Raw genomic sequence first — 21,473 nt, forward strand, 5'->3', positions numbered from 1 at the left:
GAGCAGGACGGCGGCAAGAAGATACTCATCGCCGGGCCACAGGACTGAGCGACGTGGAAAATCGTAGCCGAGCCGAAATCTATGCAGGAGGAATTGTCGGATGTGACGTGCAGGACTTCACGATTCCCATCAAGGCACTACCGTTATATTGGCGTCCTCGCAGGCTGGACATACGAGTACGCGAACCTGCGCCCCCCGCGAGGCCGGTTCGCTGGAGCTCCTGTCCTGTCGCGCGAACCGGCATCCCCTTGAAAATGGAGCTGCTATCCTGAACCGGAATACCAAGGACGCGGAAAGAACATGATCGGCCAGTGGCTTTCCAGAATGCACGTCCGCCTGCTGCTGCTGATCTTGATCACGGCGCTCCCGGCCCTGGCGATCATCGTCAATACGGGTCTCGAGCAACGCAGGGAGGCGAGCGCTGCTGCCGAAAAAATGGTGCTGCTGACGGCACGTCAGATCGCCACGCGCCAGCGGGACATGGTGAGCCACCTCCATCGGCTGCTCGAAGGGCTCGCCCGGTCTCCGGAAGTGCGGCAGCTCAATTCGGGCGGAGAATGCAGCGCGTGGCTCGAGAAACTGGTCAGGCTCCACGAGCTGTATGCGGAAGTCTTCGTCGCCGGACTCGACGGCCGGATCACCTGCCGCTCGCAGTCCTTTAGCCATACGGTCGATATTTCCGATCGCAGCTATTTCCGCCGCGTGCTGGAGCGGCGGGATTTCGCCATGGGCGATTACCAGAACAGCCGTTTCGACGGCCAACCGGTCGTCATCTCGGCGCATCCGGTGTTCGACGACGACGACGAGATCACTGCCGTAGTCGGGGTCGGCGTCACCCCGGCCGCGTTCGCCACGCTGCTGCGCGAAACCACTTTGCCCGACGGCTCGGTGGTGACGATCGTCGACAAGCAGGGCGTCATCCTCGCTCGCCTCCCCGATCCGACGGGCCTGGCGGGGAGCACGATTCCCGAACTCAGTCAGTTCAAGGCCGCGATCACCCACGCCGGCGACCTGCTGGTGGAATCGGTATGGCTCGACGGGATGTCGCGGATCGCGGCGATTGCGCCGGTGCTGAGCAGGTTCGGCGACCTCTACGTGCGTGTCGGCATTCCCTCGGCGATGGTCGAGAACGCCGGGGCCAGGGTTGCCCGGCACAACCTCCTGCTCCTCGCCGGCGCCGCCGTGCCGCTGCTGCTGCTCGGCTGGTTCGTCGCGCAGCGGCTCGTGTTGCGGCCGCTGCAGGATCTTACCGAAACCGCGAGACGCCTCGGCGAGGGCGATCTGCAGGCTCGCACCCGCCTGCCTCCCGGCAGCGGCGAACTCGGGGATCTCGCCCGGACGCTCGACCGGATGGCAGAGGGCATCGGACAATCGGTGGCGCGGATCGAGACCACAGAGCGGGAGCTGCGTCGCAGCAACCGTGCGTTGCGGGTGCTCAATGAAGTCACCCGCGCGGTCGCCCAGGCCGACGACGAAATACAGCTGATGGAGCTGATCTGCAGCGCTGCCGTGGATGCGGGCGGTTATCGCATGACTTGGGTCGGCGTGGTCGCGCACGACATCGGAAACTGCGTGCGTCCGGTCGCTTGGGCCGGTCATGAAGCGGGTTTCCTGGAGGTCGTGAAAGAAACGCGGAACGCCAGCGACAGCGCGGTGTGTCCGTCATCGATTGCGCTCGCCAACCGCCGAACCTGCATCGTCCGGGACATCGCCAACGACGGCCGCTTCGAGGCGTGGCGCGAGGACGCGGTACAGCGAGGGTACGTCGCGATAATCAGCGTTCCGTTGGTGGCCGACCGGGCGTTCGGCGTGCTCACCGTGCTGACCGGCGAAGCGGGGGCTTTCGACGCCGAGGAAACGCGCCTGCTGGAGAATGCCGCGCGCGAACTCGCGTTCGGCATCGTCGCGCTGCGCAGAAGAGCCGCGCACGAGAAGGCCGAAGCCGCCGTACAACTGCGCAACCGCGCGATCGAGGCGAGCCACAACGGCCTGTTGATCTACCGCTATGCCTCCCCGGCCGGCATCGTCAGCGCCAACCCCGCCCTCCTTCGCCTGCTGGGAATGGACGAAGCGCAGCTCATCGCGATGGACCTGCCGACGCTCGGACGACAGGGTTTCGACGCAGATGGCTGGGAGCGGCTCGGCGCGCTGGTCACTGCCCGGCAAGCCGGCGAAGTGCCGCTGAGCCTGATCCGTGCATCGGGCGACGTGTGCTGGCTCGATTCCAGCGTGACGCTCGTCGGCGACGACGCGACCGGCATCGACCACGCAGTGATCGAATTCCGCGATGTCACGGAAAGACACCGCTACCAGGAACAGCTGGCTTATCAGGCCAACCACGATTCCCTGACCGGACTGCCAAACCGCAACCTGCTCGGCGATCGCCTGCAGCAGTCACTCGCGCTCGCAGCACGCAACCCGAGCACGTGTTTCGTGCTGTGGGTCGATATCGACCGCTTCCAGGTCGTTCATGACAGCTTCGGCAACGAAATCGCCAACGACACGCTGGTCGTCATCAGCCAGCGCCTCGTCGCCGCCGCGAAGGATTGCAGCACCATCGCCCGGGTTGCCAGCGACGAATTCGTCCTGATCACCGAGGAGTTGCCGAACCAGCAGGCCGTGGTGTCGCTCGCAGGCCGGCTTCTGGAGGCCCTGCGGGCGCCCATTTCGGCCGGCGGCGAGGAACTGTGGCTCACCGCCAGCATCGGCATCGCCGCGATGGCCAGGACCGAGCTCAACGTCGATACGCTGTTGCGCAACGCCAACGTGGCCCTGTTCCGCGCCAAGGAAATGGGGCGGGACACTTTCTGCTTCTACGAGACGGACCTGAACGTGCGGACCGCCCCGCGGCTGCGCCTCGAGCTCGCGTTGCGGCGCGGCATCGAGCAGGACGAGCTGTTTCTCGCCTACCAGCCGAAAGTCGATCTGCTGACGGGCGAAGTGGTGGGCAGCGAGGCGCTGTGCCGCTGGCGCCATCCTGAGCTGGGGCTGATTTCCCCGGGCGAATTCATTCCGATCGCCGAGGAAAGCGGACTCATCCTGCCGATCGGCCGCTGGGTGCTGGAAACCGCGTGCGCGCAGGCGCGCCGATGGATCGACGCGGGCATCGACTACCGCCGCATCGCGGTGAACGTCTCGCCGCTGCAGTTCTTCCGCGACGATCTCGTCGCTGACGTCGCGGCATTGCTGTCCCGCTATCGCCTCGAGCCCGCGTCGCTGATGCTCGAAATCACCGAAAGCGCACTCATGGGCAACCCGGCGCGGGCCATCCTGATGATGCAGCAGCTGAAGGCGATCGGGGTGAAGCTCGCGATCGACGATTTCGGCACGGGCTATTCGTCGCTCAGCGCACTCAAGCGCTTCCCCATCGATTACCTGAAAATCGACCGCGCCTTCGTCACCGACATCACGACCAATGCGAGCGATGCGGCGATCGCTGTATCGATCATCTCCCTCGCCCACAGCCTCAACTTGCGCGTGATCGCCGAAGGGGTCGAAACGGAAGGGCAAGTGCTCTACCTGCGCGGCCGCGGGTGCGACGAGATGCAGGGTTATCATTTTTCCCCGCCGGTCGCCCCCGAGGCGTTGGCGACGCTGATCCGGGATCACCAGCGGCTGGTTTTCCCGATGCAGATCGACCGGCCCGACCGCACGTTGCTGCTGGTCGACGACGAGCCGTCGATCCAGTCGGCGCTGCGCCGCGTCCTGCGCAACGAAGGCTACATCCTGCTGTTCGCCGGCAACGCCGCCGAAGCTCTCGATCTGCTTGCAAAGCACGCCGTCGGGGTCGTGATGTCGGACTTCCGGATACCCGGGATGGATGGCATCCAGCTGCTCGACAGGGTGAAAACCCTGTATCCGGACACCGTGCGCCTGGTCCTCTCCGGCTATTCCGATATCGGCACCATCACCAACGCGATCAACCGCGGCTCGATTTTCCGCTTCCTGCACAAACCGTGGGACGACCGTGAACTGCTGCAGTCGGTGCGCGACGCGTTCGAGCGTTTCGACCGCCGCAAGAATACGGCCGCTGCCTGAGCGGCAAAGCCTGCAGTGAATCGGGCTAGGATTTCTCTGCAGTGCGTGCCACGGGGCGGAGAATGCGGCTCGGTTTGCCGTGCAAGACGTTGAGCAATTCCGCACGCGCCTGCGTGTGTTCGAGCCCCCGGGCCACCAGCGAGTCGACCAGCGCGCCGAAACGTTCGCGGCGCCGCAGCCCCGCCTCGCTGGTGTCGCGGCGATTGTTGAAGCAGTCCATCAGCGTCGAGCCGCAGACGCAATTGCGGAAGAGCTCGAGGATCACCTGCCCGTCGTCGTCCGTCGTCTGCTTGAGACCGCTCCGCCCGGGGCCGACACGCTGCGTTTGGGCGACGTAATCGTCCACGTCCCGATAGCTTCGGCCGCACAGGGCACAGTGCTTCGGAAACGCGCCTGCGGCGACCGCCTGCAGGCCGGCGTCCAGTTCGGCGTCGACAGCGACCATATCGCCCGGATCCGCTTGTTTCGTCATGTCTACCCCGAACGCGGTGCTTGTTTTCGGCGGCATGTTATGAAGAATGGGCCATTCTTCGCAAGAGCGAATCGGCTGCGCACCAGGTCAGGCCCCGGGAAAATATCCGGATGCGCAACAGCTGCCGGCGTCGCTCAGGTCTTGCTGCCTGCCGCGCCCGCGTCACGAACGCGCAGCGGCAACAGGATGCGGAACGTCGTGCCCCTGCCGGGCTGACTGCGGATTTCGATCCGCCCGTCATGGCGCCTGACGATATCCGCGGAAATCGACAGGCCGAGCCCAGTCCCTTTTCCGACCGGCTTGGTCGTGAAGAACGGTTCGAAAATGCGCTGCTGCACTTCGGGCGGCATCCCTTTGCCGGTATCCGCAATCTCCACCCACGCGTATCCGTCCATCGTGCCGCTGCGCAACGTGATCGTCCCCGAGGTTTCAATGGCCTGCGCGGCGTTGACCAGCAGATTCATGAACACCTGGTTCATCTGGGCGGGAATGCAGCGTACCGGAGGCAAGTCGTCGAGTTCCCGCACCACCTCCGCCTTGTACTTGATTTCGTTCCACACGATATTGAGCGTGCTCTCGAGGCCGCGGTTGAGATCGGCGTCCTGCCACTCGCCTTCGTCGGCGTGCGAAAAGTCCTTGAGGTCGGCGACGATGTGCCTGATCCGCGCCAGCCCGTCGAGCGATTCGCGCAGCAGATCGGGGATGTCGGCGCGCAAGTAGTCGATCTCCGCGATCGTGCGCGCTTTTTGCACGGCCGTACGCGCCGGGTGATCGGCAGGCAGTTCGATTTCGAGACGCTCGTACGCGTCGATGAGGCTGAACAGGCGATTCACGTACAAGGTCAGCGAACCGAGATTGGAACTCACGAATCCGACCGGATTGTTGATCTCGTGAGCAACTCCTGCGGCCAGCTGTCCCACCGCCGCCAACTTCTCCGACTGCAGCAGCTGGTTCTGCGTGTGTTCGACGCGCGTCGCCGCTTCTGCCAGCACCCGCCGTTCGCGCTCGCGTTCGCCCGCGTGCTCCGCAAGCTGCGCGTCGAGCTGCTCGTTGGCCACGGCGAGCGCCTGGCATCGCTCGGCGAGCAGGCCGACAAGTCCGGTCAAATGCGCTTCGGTTTCGGTTTCGGCCGCGTCTTTGCCCTGGGGATCGCCCGCGCCCCGGCCGCGCTGCAGCGCGAGGGCCTCGATCCGGGCGACCGCTTCGCTGACCCGCTCGTCCGCCCGGGCAATTGCGCCGAGTTCGTCACCCCAAGCACCCGCTGTCATCGGCCCTGCTCCTGCCACCCGGATTCCGGCATCCGGACTGTCCCTCCAGGGCCGGTCGCATTATGTCGCGACATCACAGTTTGTCGCGGCGGACGCGCAGCGTCAGCGCGATGCCTTCGCGGCGCGCGTAATCCTGGATCTGCCGCACCAGCGAGGCGTCGAGGACATACTCGGCCGCGAGCAGCAGTGTGCCGTCGCGCCCGACGAGGTCACGTGCGAGGACCATTCCGACCTGGAGGTTGAGCGCCGACACCGCGACATCCCGGGCAGGCGGTTCCTGTGCCACTCCGCCGAGCATCTCGACGAGCGCATCCACCACCTGCGGATCGTAGCGCCGGTTGCGCGACTGCACGAGCATCGCTTTCGCCTCATCCGCGCTCAGCCGGTTCTCCGCCAGCGTGCCGGCCTGCAGTCCGTCGAAGTCATTGACGACCGACAGGATGCGCGCGCCCAGCGGAATCGCGAGCCCCTGCAGACCGTCGGGAAAGCCCTGTCCGTCGAAACGTTCGTGGTGCGAGCGCACGATGCGTGCGGCTTCCTTCAGCTCGTCGAGCGGCATCAGCGCGGATTCGCCGGCGATCGCGTGCTTGCGATACTGCCCCATTTCGTCGCCGTTCATTTTCGAGACAGGCTTTGCGAGCAGCGTGTCGGAGAAACCGATCTTGCCGATATCGTGCAGCAGTCCGGCAAGGAAGATGTCCTGCTGGCTCTTGGTGTCGATGTCAAGGCGGGCGGCGAGCCTGCGGGCGAGATCGGCAACGCGGCGTGAATGCCCCGCGACCCCGCCTCCGCGCAATTCCATCAGACCGGAGAAAGTCTTGATCGAGACCAGGAAGTTCTGCTTGAGCCGCTCGTTCGCCTGCTTGAGCGAGTCGTTCGTCTGTTCGACGGCGGCCGTGCGTTCCTGGACCTTGCGCTCGAGGTCGGTGTTGAGTTCCTTCAGTTCATCGTTCTGCTGCTGCGTCAGTGTCTGCAGCCGCGTGTTTTCCGCCTGCAGGCGCTGACGGTCGAGCGCATCGCGAATGATCAGCGTGAGATCGTTGTCGTCCCACGGCTTGGCAATGTAGCGGTAGATCTCGCCGCGATTGATCGCGTCGATCGTCGAGGTGACGTCGGCATAGCCGGTGAGCAGCACGCGCGTCACCTGCGGCCAGCGGTTGCGCACGTGTTCGAGGAACTCGGCACCGTCCATTTCGGGCATGCGCATGTCGGAGATCACGAGGTCGATGCGCTCCCGCTCGAGAATCTCCAGGCCCGCCCTGCCACTCTCGGCAAGATGCACTTTGTAGCCGGACGGCCGCAGCAATCGCCGGAGCGAAGAAAGGATGCTTGCCTCGTCGTCGACGAGCAGCAGGCTCGGTGCGCTGTCAGTGATCTCGGTCATCGGCTTCGTTGGGTGTCTCGCCTCGCCGCAAGGCTTGCAAGGCTGGGCTGGAGCGCGATTATACCCCGTCGTCAAGCGCGCGAACCCGGGCCGCTGTCACGCTTTTGCCAGCACTGCGCGGCGAGGCGTTGCGGCTGTTCCGGTCGAACAAGTTGTCGTCTGTAGCTGTATGCGAATCACGGATCGCGGGACAATTCACTGGTTAGCCGGCGCAGGATGTTCGAAAAAAACGCCTTCGCCTGTCCCGCTCGTCACCGAGGTCCGCATCGTGAATTCCGCCGCAACGTTTCCGCTGCATGCGTCAGTGCCGGGCCGAATCCCCGGCAACAAGGCCATCTGGGTAGGCATCTACTGCGAAGTCACCGAGTTCGCCCTGATGTTCCTGGTATATTTCATCGCGCGCGCGCACCACCCCGGCAGCTTCAGTGGCGGCCCCGCGCAGTTGTCGCTGCTCGCCGGCACCGCCTATACCGTCGCGCTGTTGACCAGCGGGTACTGCGTCGCGCGTGCCCTCGTGGCGATGCGCGGGGCGCGCAGGCAGGCCTGCCTGCGCTGGCTCGCAGCGGCTTTCGTCATCGGCGCGATCTATCCGGTCGTCAAGTTTTTCGAAGTGCGCTGGAACCTCGCGAACGGGCTCGACGGCGATGCGGGCGTGTTCTTCGTGACTTACTACTACCTGACCTTCAACCACCTCGTCCACGTGTTCTGGGGGCTGCTCGGGTTGCTGTGGGTCATGGTGCGTACCGGCGCCGGCAGCTATACCGCCGAGGAACACGACGGGCTCGAAGCGTTCGCGTGCTATTGGCACACGACCGACATCATCTGGCTGATGATCTTCCCGCTGTTTTACATGCTGCGCTGACCGACGGAGCGAACGATGAGCGAAACGCGGAAACTCGATCTCGCCTGGATCACGCTGGTCCTGCTCAGCATCGGCAGCGCCGGCGTCGGCGGCGCAGCAGACCCCGATCTCGGCGTGACGGCGGTCATCGCCCTGGTGATGGGCGTCAAGGTGCGCATCGTCTGCACGTATTTCATGGAGCTGGACATGGCCTCACCCCGGATCCGCCGGTCGATGTACGCGTTCTGCTACGGCATGCCGGCATTGGTCGTGCTGACCAGTATTTTTGGCGACGTCATCGCACGACTAACTGCGGTGCTCGTGTAGCGCCGCGTTCGGCCTCGCGTTGTTCACGATGCCGGACGACGGCCCGCAGTGGGGTCGCTGTTTACGAGTTGGAGCGACTGTTCGAGCAGGATGCGGAGTGAGGCGCCGGCGACAATGACGCACCATGCCGCCGCCGTTACGCGTCGGGTCGTCTCAGATGCTCGAGGAAGGACGCCGCGTTGACGATCGGACAGATGAAGTCCGCCGCCACCGCATGCAGGTCGGCATCGCCCGTCACGAGCCAAGCCGCGTCGCCGGCAATCGCCAGCTCGAGAAAGGGCAGGTCATGCGCGTCACGACAGGCCGGCGTGCGCGGCGGCGGATCAAGGATGGTGACCGTCTCGCAGAACGGCAGATAATCGGCGAGCAGTTCTTCCTGCTCGCCGGCGCCCAGTTTGAACTTGGGGTAAGTCAGCACCCGCACGAGCTCGGCCGCGGTGACGCGCGAGACCAGCGGCAGGAAGTCCCCACGCTGCCACGCCCTTCGCAGCGCACCGGGAACCCCGCCGCCGAAAACCAGCGCGGACAGCACCACGTTGGTGTCGAGCACCGCGCGCGGCACGGCGGCCGCCGAGTCCCGCCCCTCGATCTGCCCCATCGTCACTGCTTGCCGCGCGGCGAATCGACGCTCGCGCGCGCCCACGCGACGGCATCGGCCACATCCTGCTCCGTAAGGTCGAGCTCGGCGAGCTTGGCGCGCACCGCGTCGGCACGCTGAATGCGTACAGGCGTGAGGATGATCTGGCCATTGCGGGCTTCCACCTCGAAGTAAGGGCCGGCACCGACCGCCTCGGTCACGCTCTTCGGAAGGGTGAGCTGGTTCTTGGAAGTCATTTTGGCGAGCATCTCGGCAACCCCGTAAGTAAGATTTCCTTACTCTATCGCTGTGCGTGAATCATTTCAATGCGCTTGACGGTGCCGATACGGCCCTGACGTCACGTCTTCGCGAATCGCAAAGTCCGGTGCCTTCGAGGTGACCGGTCACGCGGCAACCGCCGCATCGTATGGGATCCAGCGCATCTGGCGCGATTGCGGTATGCCGTCAGGGGGTCACCGGCTCGTCATATGGGATACTCCCGCCGCGCCATGACAAAGCACTCAACGCTCGAATCGCTGCAATAGTGCGACGACGTCGCCAACCACGGACACTGCATGAGCTCCCTGCCCAATGGACTGTACGACCGGCTTATCGACAGCGACCTCCGGGCGCTTCTCGGGGATCTCCTGATCAGCGGGAGCGCGAGCATCGAGCAACTCCCGCCGGCACAGCGCCGTCACCGGCTCGCGGCGGAGATCGCACGCCTTCTTCCGGAGCTGCTCGACGCCGTCAGCGAATCGGACGGCCAGGACAACAGCGAAGGGCGCGAACTCGAACTGATCAACCAGCTGCTGGCCATGATTCGGCGCCGCGGCGTCGAAACTCCGGAATGGCAGCCGCCGATCTCGACACTGCGCGCAATCCATCGCAACGGGACAGCCCCACCTCCCCCGCCGACAGGCCTTACCGCCCCTTGGCTCTTTACCGCCGGCCGGGCGGAGCCATCCCTGTTCGCGGAATTGCGCGCCGAGCTGGCCTCTGCAGACCGCGTGGACATCCTCGTGAGCTTCATCACCTGGAGCGGCCTGCGGAAAATCTGGGACGTGCTCGAATCGATCACCGTCGTCGGCGGAGACGGACAACCGCGCACCCGGGTGCGGGTGATCACGACAACCTATACCGGCGCCACCGAGGCACGCGCGGTCGAAGCCCTCGCGAAGTTGCCCGGCGTCGATCTGCGAGTCTCGCTCGACGGCCGCCGCAGCCGGCTGCATGCCAAAGCGTGGCTCTTTCATCGCCGGAGCGGCTTTGGCACGGCATTCGTCGGCAGCGCCAATCTGTCGGCTGCGGCCCTGGTGGGCGGCATCGAATGGACGGTGAAGTTCACCCAGACCGGTCAGGCGGACCTCCACGCCGCAGCCGAAGCGCACTTCGAGACCCTGTGGAACGATCCCGAGTTTCAACACTTCGACGTCAGCGACGACACCCAGGGTAGCCGCCTGCGCGCGGCGCTCGCCGAAGCCAGGGGCGCACCGGGCCGCTCGGGCGTCATCGCGCTACCGACCTGGTTCGACCTGCAGCCGAAAGCCTACCAGCAGGCGATGCTCGATCGCCTCGCCGCCGAGCGACGAAACGGCCGCACCCGAAATCTATTGGTTGCAGCCACAGGCACCGGCAAAACCGTGGTCGCCGCCTTCGACTACAAGCGCATTTCCGACGAACTCGGCGGCCCGCCTCGCCTGTTGTTCGTCGCACACCGCGTGGAGATCCTGGCCCAGGCGCTGGCGACCTACCGCCAAGTTCTGCGCAGGCCGCACTTTGGCGAGATCCTCGCCGACGGCTATCGCCCCGAATCGCACGATCACCTTTTCGCGACGATACAAAGCGCGCTCTCCAATTGCCTGCTCGAGCAGTTCGGCGTCCACCACTGGCATGCGATGGTGATCGACGAGTGCCACCATCTCCCGGCGCAGTCCTTTGCCGCCTTCGCCAGGACCGTCAATCCTCAGGTGCTGCTCGGCCTCACCGCCACCCCGGAACGCGCCGACGGCCAGCCGATCGCCGAGTTTTTCCAGCAGCGCCCCGATGGCAGTCCCGCCGTCGAGTTGCGGCTTTGGGATGCCCTGGAGCAACAACTTCTCGCGCCGTTCGAGTACTACGCGACACAGGATGACAGCGACTTCCGCGCCGTCCCCTGGGGCAACACGGCAGCCGAGCTCGCCCAACTGAGCCAGATCCTCACCGGCGACCACGTTCGCGCGCGACTCGTCTGCAACGCCATCGACCACTACGTCGCCCATCCCGGCGCCATGAAGGCGATCGCGTTCTGCGTAGACATTGCGCACGCCAGCTTCATGGCTGCCGCATTCTGCGCCGTCGGCTGGAAGGCCTTCGCCGTCACCAGTCAGACCGCGCGTGCGGAGCGCGACACCGCGCCAGCAAGACTCGCCGCCGGCGAAGTGCAGATCATCTGCACCTGCGACCTCTACAACGAAGGCGTCGACATCCCCGAGGCGAACACCCTGCTCTTCCTGCGCCCAACGCAGAGCGCCGTGGTATTCCAGCAGCAACTCGGCCGCGGGCTGCGCCTTGCCGATGGCAAGGACAGCTGTCTCGTGCTCGATTTCGTCGGTCGCGTGCGCGACGATTTCCGCTTCGACCGCTTGTACCAATCCATAACGGGGCTTACCCGGCGCCAGCTCACCGAGGAAATCGACGACGGTTTCACGTCGCTGCCGCCGGGCGTCCACATCCAGTTCGATCGCGTTGCGCGTCAGCGCGTCCTCGAATCGCTGCGGCACATCGCGAACCAGACGTGGCCAAGGCTCACCGGCGAGCTGCGCGCCTACGCGATTGGACGCAATCCCGCGGAGATCCGGCTGAACCACTTTCTCAACGACCAGTGCGTCGAACTCGAGGACGTGTACCGGAACCGGTGCTGGACCGCCCTGCGCCGCTCCGCCGGACTGGAATCAGGCGCACTTGGCGATGACGAGGAATACCTGACAAAGCGCATCAGCGCGCTCATTTACGTCAACGACTCGCGGCGCCTGAACGTAATGCGCCTCGTCGCCGACCAGGGCGCAGCGTGCTGGCCGACGCTCGACTCCACTCAGCAGCGGATCGTGCAGATGCTCGCCTACCAGCTCTATGCCAACCGCAGCGACCTGATGGACGGGCCGCAATTCCTCGCCCGCCTCGACCGTACGCCGCTGCTGCGCAGGGAACTGGCCGAATTCGTCGACTGCCTCGAACAACGCAACGACCTCGACGACAGGCCGTGCGCCGGGATGCCCGACCAATGGCCGCTGGTGCTGCACGGCGCCTATAGCCGCGCGGAGATCCTGACAGCTATTGGTTGGCTCAACCCGGACCGACGCCCGCCGTCGCAGTCAGGCGTGATCCCGCTCCCCGCGGAAAAGATCGAGCTTCTGCTCGTCACCCTGGACAAGCGCGAGGGCTTCCACGAACGGATCGCCTACCACGACTACGCGATCAGCCCGACGCTCTTCCACTGGCAATCCCAGAACTCGGCTGGTCCGCACACCATGGCGGGCAAACGCTACGCAGAGAGCCCAGCAAACGGTTGGCGTTTCTTTCTGTTCGTCCGCGAAACAGCGGCGGATCCCTTCACGGCAATGGGCGCCGTGATGCTGGACGATGAACCAACCGGGGATCGGCCCATGTCGATCACCTGGCGAATGAACGAACCGATTCCGCTGCCGCTGTTCAACCGCTACTCGGTGCTGCGTGGGTAGCGGTTCGCCATGCTAAGCAGGCAAGCGAGAGGACGGCCGCATCTCGGCCTGACCTGCCGTTGGGCGGCGGCGCTCCATCGGGCGGGAATGCGTCGGTTACCTGTCGTTCAGCCTCGCGAGGCAACGGACGGCAGCTTCCCTATCCGGCGAACGCGAACTTTCGACCCCAGGCGGTCATTCGGACTTCGCTGAAGCTGCCGCTCAGCCACATTGGAACTCCGCGAGGTTCGCTGCCCCGGAGCTGCCGCTCGTGATCTCACACACCCGGCCACAATCAGCCCGCCGCCTTTGCTCCGCACCGGACACCCGAAGGGCTACTTCAATCGGAAACCTGCCAGATGATCGAGTTCGGCACCTCGGCCAGTGCGGCGGTGCAGATCACGCTGAACGAGCGGCAGGTGACCGGCAGTCAACAGACGTTGAGGTCGGTTGGGTGCCGAACGTCAGCTTCTTGATCCAGGGAACGCCAGCTCTTGCTCTTATGAGGAGCACCTCAAAACCTCGGTCGGCGTGAGAACACGAGGGACTTCGCTCCGACCGGCGCAAGCGGCGAAGTTCAGGGTCGCCTATTCGTCGGGGAACTCGTCACATCCGAGCGCGCCGAACTTCGGCAGGGAACGTCAGGGGTAAGTACACACCCTATAGTTACTTCACGCGCAAGGAGAATTTCGGTCGTGCCAAAAGTGGTTCAGGATAAGTTTCGTGCTGATGCCGTGGATAAAAATCGAAAGAATCACGACCGTCAATGTAATCTCGGTCAATTCACGCGCAAGGGTTTCCGGCACGCCATGCTGTATGGAATACATTAAATAATAGATTGACCCAATACCTCTGACCCCAAACCAGGCAGTGATGGCCTTGAGGCGCACTGATGTGTCGGTACCGGCAAGCCCGATCAATACGCTGACGGGTCGGGCCACGAGAAACAGGAACGCTGCCACTGACACAGCGGACCAGTTCCATGTACTCAGATCAATCATGCCTCCCAACAGCACAACCAAGGTTAACTCGGACAGGCGCTCAAGATGTTCCTTGAACACCAAGGCCTCTGCACTTACGGTAAGTGGTGCCTGGTGATCCGGGCTTATATTGGCAGCAACCGACTTCGATGTATCCGATTCCAATAGCCCTTCTGGATCCCGCGGGGCGCCGGCAAGACGCAGCTCCATGTGGCGCAATGCAAGGCCGGCAAAGAAGACCGCAAGGAATCCCCAAGCCTTCAACCAGAGACTCAGCCCATAGACGACAGCAATCAAGCCAAGTCCAACGAGATCGTCCAGCACTTCATGCTTTGACTCAGGCCCGCGTAGTGACCATCCGATTCGTGCGAGGCCTGCTCCCCCGGCAACACCGATCAGGATCGCACCGAATGTGGCCCAGAGCACATCCATCAGTATCCATTTTTCGCCCATGTCGCCGAGCTCGTGCAAGCCCAGCAGGCCGAGTCCGAGCATTACAAAAGGAAAGGCGCTACCATCATTCATGCCCGCCTCTGATGTAAGAACAAACCGCAGCGGGTCGTTGTCGCCGGCGCGGCGAATCTGGACGTCCGTGGCCAGAACGGGATCGGTCGGTGCCAATATCGCGCCAAGGAGAATCCCGGCGCCCAAAGGCAGGTGAAGCACGAAATAGCAGAATCCTGCAACGAGGGTAACGGTAATCGTCATCGATATCCAGGCCAGCCGAAATGACGGCTCCCAGCGCTCCCACGTAATCGGGACAGGCATCTTCACCCCGGCCGAGAAGAGCGAAATCAGCACCGCAATCTCGGTCACCACTTCCAGTACCGCCGCGTGCTCAAGCGGATCAAAGTGAACGATATCGAGGAAGGTGGTGCCGAGAAGTAACCCTACGGTCAGATAGAAAATCGCCGACGTGATGGGGAGACGCGAAATAGTCGTTGCCGCAAGCCCCCGAGCGAGCATGAGACATCCAATAAGGACAAACCAGTGGGCGTTGGTCATAGGGAGTTCCGGTAGGCAGTCTCAAGCCGACTACCGATCTGACTCGTCCTAAACCCGGTTTGATCCACTTATCTTCTGCAATGTCTCGTGGTTGTCGGCGCTTATCTGGTGGAAAAGGGATTTCCCCGTCAGAAATGGCGGAGCTCCTTGAGGAGCCTTCAACTCCAGCGAGCGGGACCAATGTTCATTCGGGAACCCCGGCCCAGCCGCCCGTTGAATGATGGCTGTGCAAACCGCCGCGGGGTGAGGCGAGCTTCGAGAGTTCATCCGCGGCTGCACCGCGTGTTGGAATGTGGCGCGGAAGGCTGCCCGCGCGGCGGTCTTTTGTACCGAGTCCGACAAATATCCTTCCGTGAGAGCGGGCACGCCTCCGCTCTTCGCCACCGATGACGCGGATGAACGCGGATCAGACAAGAAGCAGAACGGCTTGGCCTCGTCGGCGTATGGGACGCACTCCATGCGGTGAATGAAGGCGACGCTGATTTACAAGCGCACCAAGTACCTGAGAGCTGTGCAACGGGTGCTGGGACACTCCAAGTTGGAGAGCACGGTCAGGTATCTCGGCATCGAGGTGGATGACGCGTTGGAGATCTCAGAGCAGACGGAGGTGTAAAGACGCTGGCGGTCGTGCGCCGTATGGTGGGGCTGTCGCTGAACGACCGCTATCAGGCAAACTACCCAGCGCGTACTGCCGGCCAGCAAGCGACGTTGGTCATCGCGATCACCGAGTCATTCGAATGTCCGCTCCTCTAGTGACAAGGGACTTTGCCCCGCCAACGACGCACCTCACTTTCATCGGCCGAGCGGCTGTCCCGGCTTATCTGGTTGAGAATGGTGAGCAGCGTCCTTTCTAGGCAGCACAGATCTTTGCCACCTTCGTTAGAAGGGCGGAAGCACTCTCGCTTCACCTTGGGCTGGCCGGCCCGCCTGGGGAGCACGTTCGCGTCCTTCAGCCCTTTCATGGAGGCCACCGGGCCTTCAGCAGGCAGCACGGGGATCTTGTGGGTCGGCAACCCACTCCCTTGCGCACGGCACTCCGGACCACGGTTATGGACTAGGTGAAGGCGCTGAATGAAGGCGCTGAAGGCCGGCGTCGTGATTGACGATGTCGCCCACCAAAATCTCACTCCATCGGGACCGTCTGGTACGGCCCAACGTAGAGACAGCATCTGTTGGTTTCCCACCCACATCACGGTAGTCGAATCGTCGCCTATCGCTCCCCGTGGGCCCAATCCGGTGGCGACGTACGCACACCAAGACACTGGCACGCGCCTTGCAATACGACTAGTGAGCAAGGGACACGGCAACCGCGACATCCAATGCTCACTAACTCGACCTGAGCAAAGGAGCTTCATCATGACTACCCAAACCAACGAACGCGCGACCATTGTCATTCATGACCTGCCGGCCATCGAAGTCCCGGATTACGTCGAAATGTCCGCCATCAAGGGCGGCCAGATCGACCAGCGCCTCGCAGACTACATCCAGAACGTCTATCAGTACACGCATGACTGGGCAGGTGGGGCCCGCCCAGTCCCAAAGTACTGACGGCAGCGCCTCGCCGGCCGACTTCTTGCCATCGTGCGTTGGTCGGTCGGCATCCTATTGGCGATGTCGGCGCCGGCAGCGCCTATCAGCAAATGTGCATCAGCCCGGCGGGGTGATGCCGCCGTAGCCCATGCCCGGTCCTTCGGCGGCTACTCCGTAGCTTTTTGTTTTCGAGTCGCCCCTGGCGACCGACCTGGTTTCTGGCGGCTCCTATCCTGTCAACGGACATTAATCTCAGCGCTGTCAAATGACAGAGAAGGGTCGAAAGGGTGAGTAGCGTTTTTCGGTAAGCGGTCGCATGGACGCGTCGGCCCTGGATTTTTCGGCGGACCACATCGTATGTCGGCAATGCGAAGAGGTGCTGACTCTCAAGGCGCATACCGCCAATGACCGCAAAGGCCGAGATCCGGCAAATGGCAGCGTCGAGCGGGCGCTCGAATGTCGGCTCTGAAGCCGAGGGGACCGAACGGAAGTGGCCAAACGAGCTTCGCGGCATACTGCTTGGCAGCGGAGCGCAGCGCCTGTCTGTCAAAGTGGACAGGCGCTGGTTCTTCGCTTGCTTGTAGAGCCGATACCCTTGTATCTTCCAGATTGATCTTTATAAAAATGATTGGTGCGCTGTGGAGCTTGTGGGCGAAGGGCCGCGCGGTGGAAAAGTCGTCAGACTTTTCCACGGCAAGCGGCCCGGTGGCCGACAGGCCATCGTCCACAAATCCACAGCGCGAGTCGTTTCGGGCACGGCGGCGCAGCCTGTTACCCCTCGGGGCCTGCAAGCCCGTAACTGAGCAGATGGCGCGCCGTCGCGACCGTTCCTCCGGAGCCCGAACAGTTGCTGGACTGAAAAATCGCATTTGCAAGGATGGGAGGGTAGGAACATGCCCGAAGCGATCGTGGTGGGTATCGACATTGCCAAGCTGAGTTTCGATGCTGCCTTGGGTGTGATGACGGATGTGCGGACGTTTCCCAACGACGACGCCGGCCATGAAGCGCTGATCACGACCTTGGCTGGGCGGACGGTCGAGCTGATCGTGATGGAAGCCACCGGTGGCCTCGAGCGGGATCTGGCCTGTGCGCTGCAGGCAGCCGGGTTCGCCGTCGCCGTGGTCAATCCGCGCCAGGCACGCGACTTTGCCCGCGCCATGGGCTATCTGGCCAAGACGGACCGCATCGACGCGCGCGCCCTGGCGGCGCTGGCCCAGGTGTTGGTGCGTCACCCCGAGCGCGACAAGTTCGTCAAGGCCCTGCCCACCGCCGAGCAACAGGCACTGCAGGCGCTGGTGGCCCGGCGTCGGCAGTTGGTGACGATGCTGGTGGCCGAGCGCCAGCGCTTGGCGGTCAGCCATAAGGCTGCCCGTGCCAGTATCGAGGCCCTCATCAAGGCCATCCGTCAGCAGCTCGATACGGTCGAGGCCCAACTGGCCAGCCACATCGACAGCCATCATGCCGCACTCGCCCGCCAGCTCGCGAGCGTGCGCGGCATCGGGCCGGCCACCCTCACCACCCTGATCGCCGACGTGCCGGAACTGGGCACCCTGTCCCGGCGCGAGATCGCCGCTTTGGTCGGGCTCGCCCCTTTCAATCGCGATTCCGGACAGATGCGCGGTAAGCGCAGCATCTTCGGCGGGCGCGCCGACGTTCGGCGCGCCCTCTACATGGCCACGCTCGCCGCCATCCGATTCAATCGTGTGATCGGGCACTTCTACGAGCGCCTCGTCACCGCAGGAAAGCCCAAGAAGGTCGCCATCGTCGCCTGCATGCGCAAGCTGCTGACCATCCTCAATGCGATGGTCCGATCCGGCGCCTCTTGGGACGATTCGATTCATCTCGCTTGACTTGAAAGACAGTTGCTCAGCTCATCGCACCTGCTCGAACTGCTCGCGCAGGTTCTCCACGGTGTCGCGCTCCCCGCGCACGTGGAAGAACGCGCCCTCGTCGTCGGCCCGCTCCTCCATCACCTCGCAGTTCGCGTAGATGTCCTTGCGCCATTGCTGTGCCGACCAGGGAAGGAAGAGTTCGGCGGCGACAAGGTCCTGCTGGAAAAAGGCGATGATCCGCTGGCGCAGCTTCGCCACGTCTTCGGGACGACGGGCGCTCATCACGACGCAGTCCGGGTACTGCGCCCGCAACGCCGCTTCGCGTTCGGCTTGCGCCTGGGCATCGCCGACGTGGTCGATCTTGTTGAAGACGCGCAGGCGCGGCAGCACATCGGCGCCGATTTCCGCAAGCACCTGGTCCGTGACCTCCCGCTGGCGCTCGAAACCGGGATCGCTGGCGTCGATGACGTGGAGCAGTAGCGATGCATCCAGCGCTTCATCGAGCGTCGACTTGAATGACGCGACGAGCCCGTGCGGCAGGTTCTTGATGAATCCGACCGTGTCGCTGACGAGCACCCTCGGCACGCTCTCCGGGTAGAGGACCCGCACGGTGGTGTCGAGCGTCGCGAAAAGCTTGTTGGCGACCAACACCTCGCTGCCGGTGAGCGCCCGCATCAAGGTCGACTTGCCGGCGTTCGTATAACCGACGAGCGCCACGTTCGCGAGGCTCTGACGCCCTTGTCGACGCGCGCGCTGCGTCTTGCGCTCGACCTCCATCGCATCGATTTCCTCCTGCAGTTCGGCGATGCGGTCTCGCACTTTGCGTCGGTCGAGCTCGGTGTGCGATTCACCCGCCCCGCGGCCGCCGGTGCCGCTGCGCTGCCGACCTTGCGGTCCCGCGAGCTTCGCCGCCTCACGCAGGCGCGGGGCCATGTAGCCGAGGCGTGCGATCTCCACCTGCGCGCGGGCTGCGCGGGAGCGCGCATTGCGATGGAAGATTTCAAGGATGACCATCGTGCGGTCCGTCACCTCGCAGCCCACCTCCAGCTCGAGGTGGCGCGCCTGCGACGGCGAAATCTCGTGGTCGACCAGGATCACGTCGATCTCGTGGGACTTGCCGTCGACGACGCCACCGCCATTGACGAACTCGTGGATCTCCTGCCGCTTTCCGGTGCCGAGGTAGGCGGTCGTATCGAAGCCGGAACGCTTCTGGATGAAGGTGTGGACGACCGTCAGCCCCAATGTTTTCGCAAGTTCGCGCAGCTCGGTCAGTGACGCCTCGAACTCGACATCGCTCACGTTCGGCAGTTGTACGGCGGCGACGACGGCGTACGTGGGCTTTCCCTGGACTTCGCTTTGCATTAGGAGATTGCGTCTCGTGAGTGGGCAAAGCCGGATAGTACACTTCGACGACGGCCTATTCGGTGAACTTCGCCAAAGCACGTATCCTTGCGTCCGTCCCGATTCGGTCGAGCTCCGCAGTGCGGTCGCCGCGCGCGTTCTTTTCCCTATCCGCCCGCAACCGCAAACCCCCTATCAGAGCCCTAATTTCATGATCACCCTCAAGGACGTCACCCTTCGCCGGGGCGCCAAGGTGCTGCTCGACCGCACCTCCGTCACCCTCAACCCCGGCGAAAGGGTCGGCCTGGTCGGGCGCAACGGTGCCGGCAAGTCCTCGCTGTTCGGCCTGCTCAACGGTACGCTGCATGAAGATGCGGGCGACTTCCACATGCCGGCGGCCTGGCGCATGGCCGAGGTCGCGCAGGACATGCCGGAAACCAGTCAATCGGCCACCGACTTCGTGATCGAGGGCGATACCGCCCTGCTCGCCGCACAGCAGGAAGTGGCGGCCGCCGAAGCCAGCGACGACGGCGAACGCATGGCCTACGCCTACATGGCCCTGCACGACGCCGGCGCGCACGACGCGCAAGCACGGTCCCAGGCGCTGATCCTCGGGCTCGGCTTCAAGACCACCCAACTGTGCAACCCGGTGAACAGCTTCTCCGGCGGCTGGCGGATGCGCCTGCAACTGGCCCGGGCCCTGATGTGCCCGTCCGACCTGCTGCTCCTCGACGAACCGACCAACCACCTCGACCTCGACGCCCTCGTCTGGCTCGAAGCCTGGCTCAAGCGCTACGCGGGCACGCTGGTCGTGATCAGCCACGACCGCGAATTCCTCGACGCGATCACCGACGTCACGGTGCACATCGACAACCACAAGCTGACCCGCTATGGCGGCAACTACTCCACCTTCGAGGACACGCGCGCCCTGCAGCTGGAGTTGCAGCAGAACGCCTACGCCAAGCAGCAGGACAAGATCGCCCACCTGCAGAAGTTCATCGCCCGCTTCAAGGCCAAGGCGAGCAAGGCCAAGCAGGCCCAGAGCCGCGTCAAGGCGCTGGACCGCATGGACAAGCTCGCGCCGATACTCGCCAGCGCCGACTTCACCTTCGAGTTCAAGGAGCCGCTCAACCTGCCCAACCCGATGCTGGCGATGGAAGATGCCTGCTTCGGCTATCCGGCGCCCGAGGGGGCCCCCGCCGGCACGCCGCCGACGGTGATCGTGCGTGGCGTGAACAAGTCGGTGATGGCCGGCGAGCGCATCGGCATCCTTGGCGCCAACGGCCGAGGCAAGTCCACGCTGGTGAAGACCATCGCCCGCGATCTCGCCCCCATCAGCGGCATCGTCACCGAGGGCAAGGGGCTGCGCATCGGCTATTTCGCCCAGCAGGAACTGGACGTGCTCCGCCCGCAGGACAACCCGCTCGAACACATGGTGCGCATGGCCCGCGAAGGCCTGCGCGCCGGCCAGAGCGGTCGCGAGCAGGATCTGCGCACCTTCCTGGGCACGTTCAATTTCAGCGGCGACATGGTCCAGCAGCCGGTCGGCACCATGAGCGGCGGAGAAAAGGCCCGCCTCGTGCTGTGCATGCTCGTGTGGCAGCGCCCCAACCTGCTGTTGCTGGACGAACCGACCAACCACCTCGACCTCGCAACCCGGGAAGCCCTGGCAATGGCGCTCAACGAATTCGAGGGCACGGTGATGCTGGTCTCCCACGACCGGGCCTTGCTGCGCTCGGTGTGCGACGAGTTCTGGCTGGTGGCCCGCGGCGGCGTCGAACCCTTTGACGGCGACCTCGACGATTACCAGCAATACCTGCTCGACGAAGCCCGCCGCGCCCGCGAAGAGCTCAAGGCCTCACTCAAGAACCCGAAGCACGAGGCCGCTCCGGCACCGGCTGCCGCCCACCGGATCAGCACCGAGAAGCTCAAGAACCTCAAGCGCGACCTGGGCAAACTGGAGCTAGCGATCCTGGAAGCACAAGCGCGCAAGCACGCCATCGAAGCCCGGCTCGCCAGCGCCCCACCGGTGCAGCAACTTGCCGAACTGGGAGCCGAGTTGCAGCAGATCGACGAAACCCTGAACGCCCAGGAGGACAGCTGGCTGCGGCTTTCCGAGGAGATCGAAGCGGCAAGCCAGGGCTGACGCCGCCAAGGGGCTATTCAGCGATATCGACTCC

15 protein-coding genes are annotated in these 21,473 nt (G+C 64.1%); 8 read left to right on the forward strand and 7 right to left on the reverse strand.

Features of this window, described 5'->3' with window-relative positions:
• The first annotated feature begins 300 nt into the window (after window positions 1-300).
• Complete coding sequence (locus PA01_19010; protein ID KON80346.2) at window positions 301-4,038, forward strand: EAL domain-containing protein; 3,738 nt, start codon at window positions 301-303, stop codon at window positions 4,036-4,038.
• Between the two features lie 25 nt (window positions 4,039-4,063).
• Here the strand turns inward: PA01_19010 and PA01_13520 are convergent, their stop codons facing one another.
• From PA01_13520 to PA01_13530, 3 genes are all read right to left on the reverse strand, one after another.
• The gene (locus PA01_13520) at window positions 4,064-4,510 is read right to left on the reverse strand and encodes an oxidoreductase (protein ID KON80347.2); all 447 of its coding nucleotides are present in this window, start codon (window positions 4,508-4,510) and stop codon (window positions 4,064-4,066) included.
• Between the two features lie 134 nt (window positions 4,511-4,644).
• A complete protein-coding gene (locus PA01_13525; protein ID KON80348.2) occupies window positions 4,645-5,778 on the reverse strand; it encodes an ATP-binding protein in 1,134 nt (377 codons plus the stop codon).
• Window positions 5,779-5,851: 73 nt separating this feature from the next.
• Complete coding sequence (locus PA01_13530; protein KON79530.1) at window positions 5,852-7,162, reverse strand: response regulator; 1,311 nt, start codon at window positions 7,160-7,162, stop codon at window positions 5,852-5,854.
• Between the two features lie 268 nt (window positions 7,163-7,430).
• Between PA01_13530 and PA01_13535 the strand changes: the two genes are divergently transcribed.
• Both PA01_13535 and PA01_13540 read left to right on the forward strand, forming a co-directional pair.
• Complete coding sequence (locus PA01_13535; GenBank protein KON80349.2) at window positions 7,431-8,024, forward strand: cytochrome c oxidase subunit 3 family protein; 594 nt, start codon at window positions 7,431-7,433, stop codon at window positions 8,022-8,024.
• Window positions 8,025-8,039: 15 nt separating this feature from the next.
• The gene (locus PA01_13540) at window positions 8,040-8,330 is read left to right on the forward strand and encodes a cytochrome C oxidase subunit IV family protein (GenBank protein ID KON79531.1); all 291 of its coding nucleotides are present in this window, start codon (window positions 8,040-8,042) and stop codon (window positions 8,328-8,330) included.
• Between the two features lie 136 nt (window positions 8,331-8,466).
• Here PA01_13540 and PA01_13545 read toward each other — a convergent pair whose 3' ends face one another.
• Together PA01_13545 and PA01_13550 are read right to left on the reverse strand one after the other, a co-directional pair.
• The gene (locus PA01_13545; GenBank protein ID KON79532.1) at window positions 8,467-8,928 is read right to left on the reverse strand and encodes a putative toxin-antitoxin system toxin component, PIN family; all 462 of its coding nucleotides are present in this window, start codon (window positions 8,926-8,928) and stop codon (window positions 8,467-8,469) included.
• A 2-nt stretch (window positions 8,929-8,930) separates the two neighbouring features.
• A complete protein-coding gene (locus PA01_13550; protein KON79533.1) occupies window positions 8,931-9,176 on the reverse strand; it encodes an AbrB/MazE/SpoVT family DNA-binding domain-containing protein in 246 nt (81 codons plus the stop codon).
• A 306-nt stretch (window positions 9,177-9,482) separates the two neighbouring features.
• Between PA01_13550 and PA01_13555 the strand changes: the two genes are divergently transcribed.
• Window positions 9,483-12,626 carry a DUF3427 domain-containing protein gene (locus PA01_13555; GenBank protein ID KON79534.1) on the forward strand — a complete coding sequence of 1,048 codons (3,144 nt, stop codon included), beginning with the start codon at window positions 9,483-9,485 and terminating at the stop codon, window positions 12,624-12,626.
• A gap of 650 nt (window positions 12,627-13,276) precedes the next feature.
• Here PA01_13555 and PA01_13560 read toward each other — a convergent pair.
• Window positions 13,277-14,590, reverse strand: a complete 1,314-nt coding sequence (locus PA01_13560; protein KON79535.1) for a sodium:proton antiporter — start codon at window positions 14,588-14,590, stop codon at window positions 13,277-13,279.
• Between the two features lie 1,356 nt (window positions 14,591-15,946).
• Here PA01_13560 and PA01_13570 point away from each other — a divergent pair.
• The 3 genes from PA01_13570 to PA01_13575 all read left to right on the forward strand — a co-directional run bounded on the left by PA01_13570 (window position 15,947) and on the right by PA01_13575 (window position 17,970).
• Window positions 15,947-16,138: a hypothetical protein gene (locus PA01_13570; protein KON79536.1), complete on the forward strand. Its 192-nt coding sequence runs from the start codon at window positions 15,947-15,949 to the stop codon at window positions 16,136-16,138.
• 298 nt (window positions 16,139-16,436) lie between these two features.
• A complete protein-coding gene (locus PA01_19015) occupies window positions 16,437-16,589 on the forward strand; it encodes a hypothetical protein (GenBank protein KAI5912324.1) in 153 nt (50 codons plus the stop codon).
• Between the two features lie 424 nt (window positions 16,590-17,013).
• Complete coding sequence (locus PA01_13575) at window positions 17,014-17,970, forward strand: IS110 family transposase (protein KON79537.1); 957 nt, start codon at window positions 17,014-17,016, stop codon at window positions 17,968-17,970.
• A gap of 21 nt (window positions 17,971-17,991) precedes the next feature.
• On the opposite strand, the gene hflX is transcribed toward PA01_13575, so the two are convergent.
• Window positions 17,992-19,314 (reverse strand): GTPase HflX, encoded by a 1,323-nt coding sequence (hflX, locus tag PA01_13580; GenBank protein KON79538.1) that lies wholly within the window; start codon window positions 19,312-19,314, stop codon window positions 17,992-17,994.
• 190 nt (window positions 19,315-19,504) lie between these two features.
• On the opposite strand from hflX, the gene PA01_13585 reads away from it, so the two are divergent.
• On the forward strand, window positions 19,505-21,439 hold the full coding sequence (locus PA01_13585; protein KON79539.1) for an ATP-binding cassette domain-containing protein: 1,935 nt from the start codon (window positions 19,505-19,507) through the stop codon (window positions 21,437-21,439).
• Window positions 21,440-21,473: the final 34 nt, after the last annotated feature.

It is taken from the genome of Azoarcus sp. PA01 (assembly GCA_001274695.2).
In the GTDB taxonomy this organism is placed as follows: Bacteria; Pseudomonadota; Gammaproteobacteria; order Burkholderiales; family Rhodocyclaceae; genus Aromatoleum.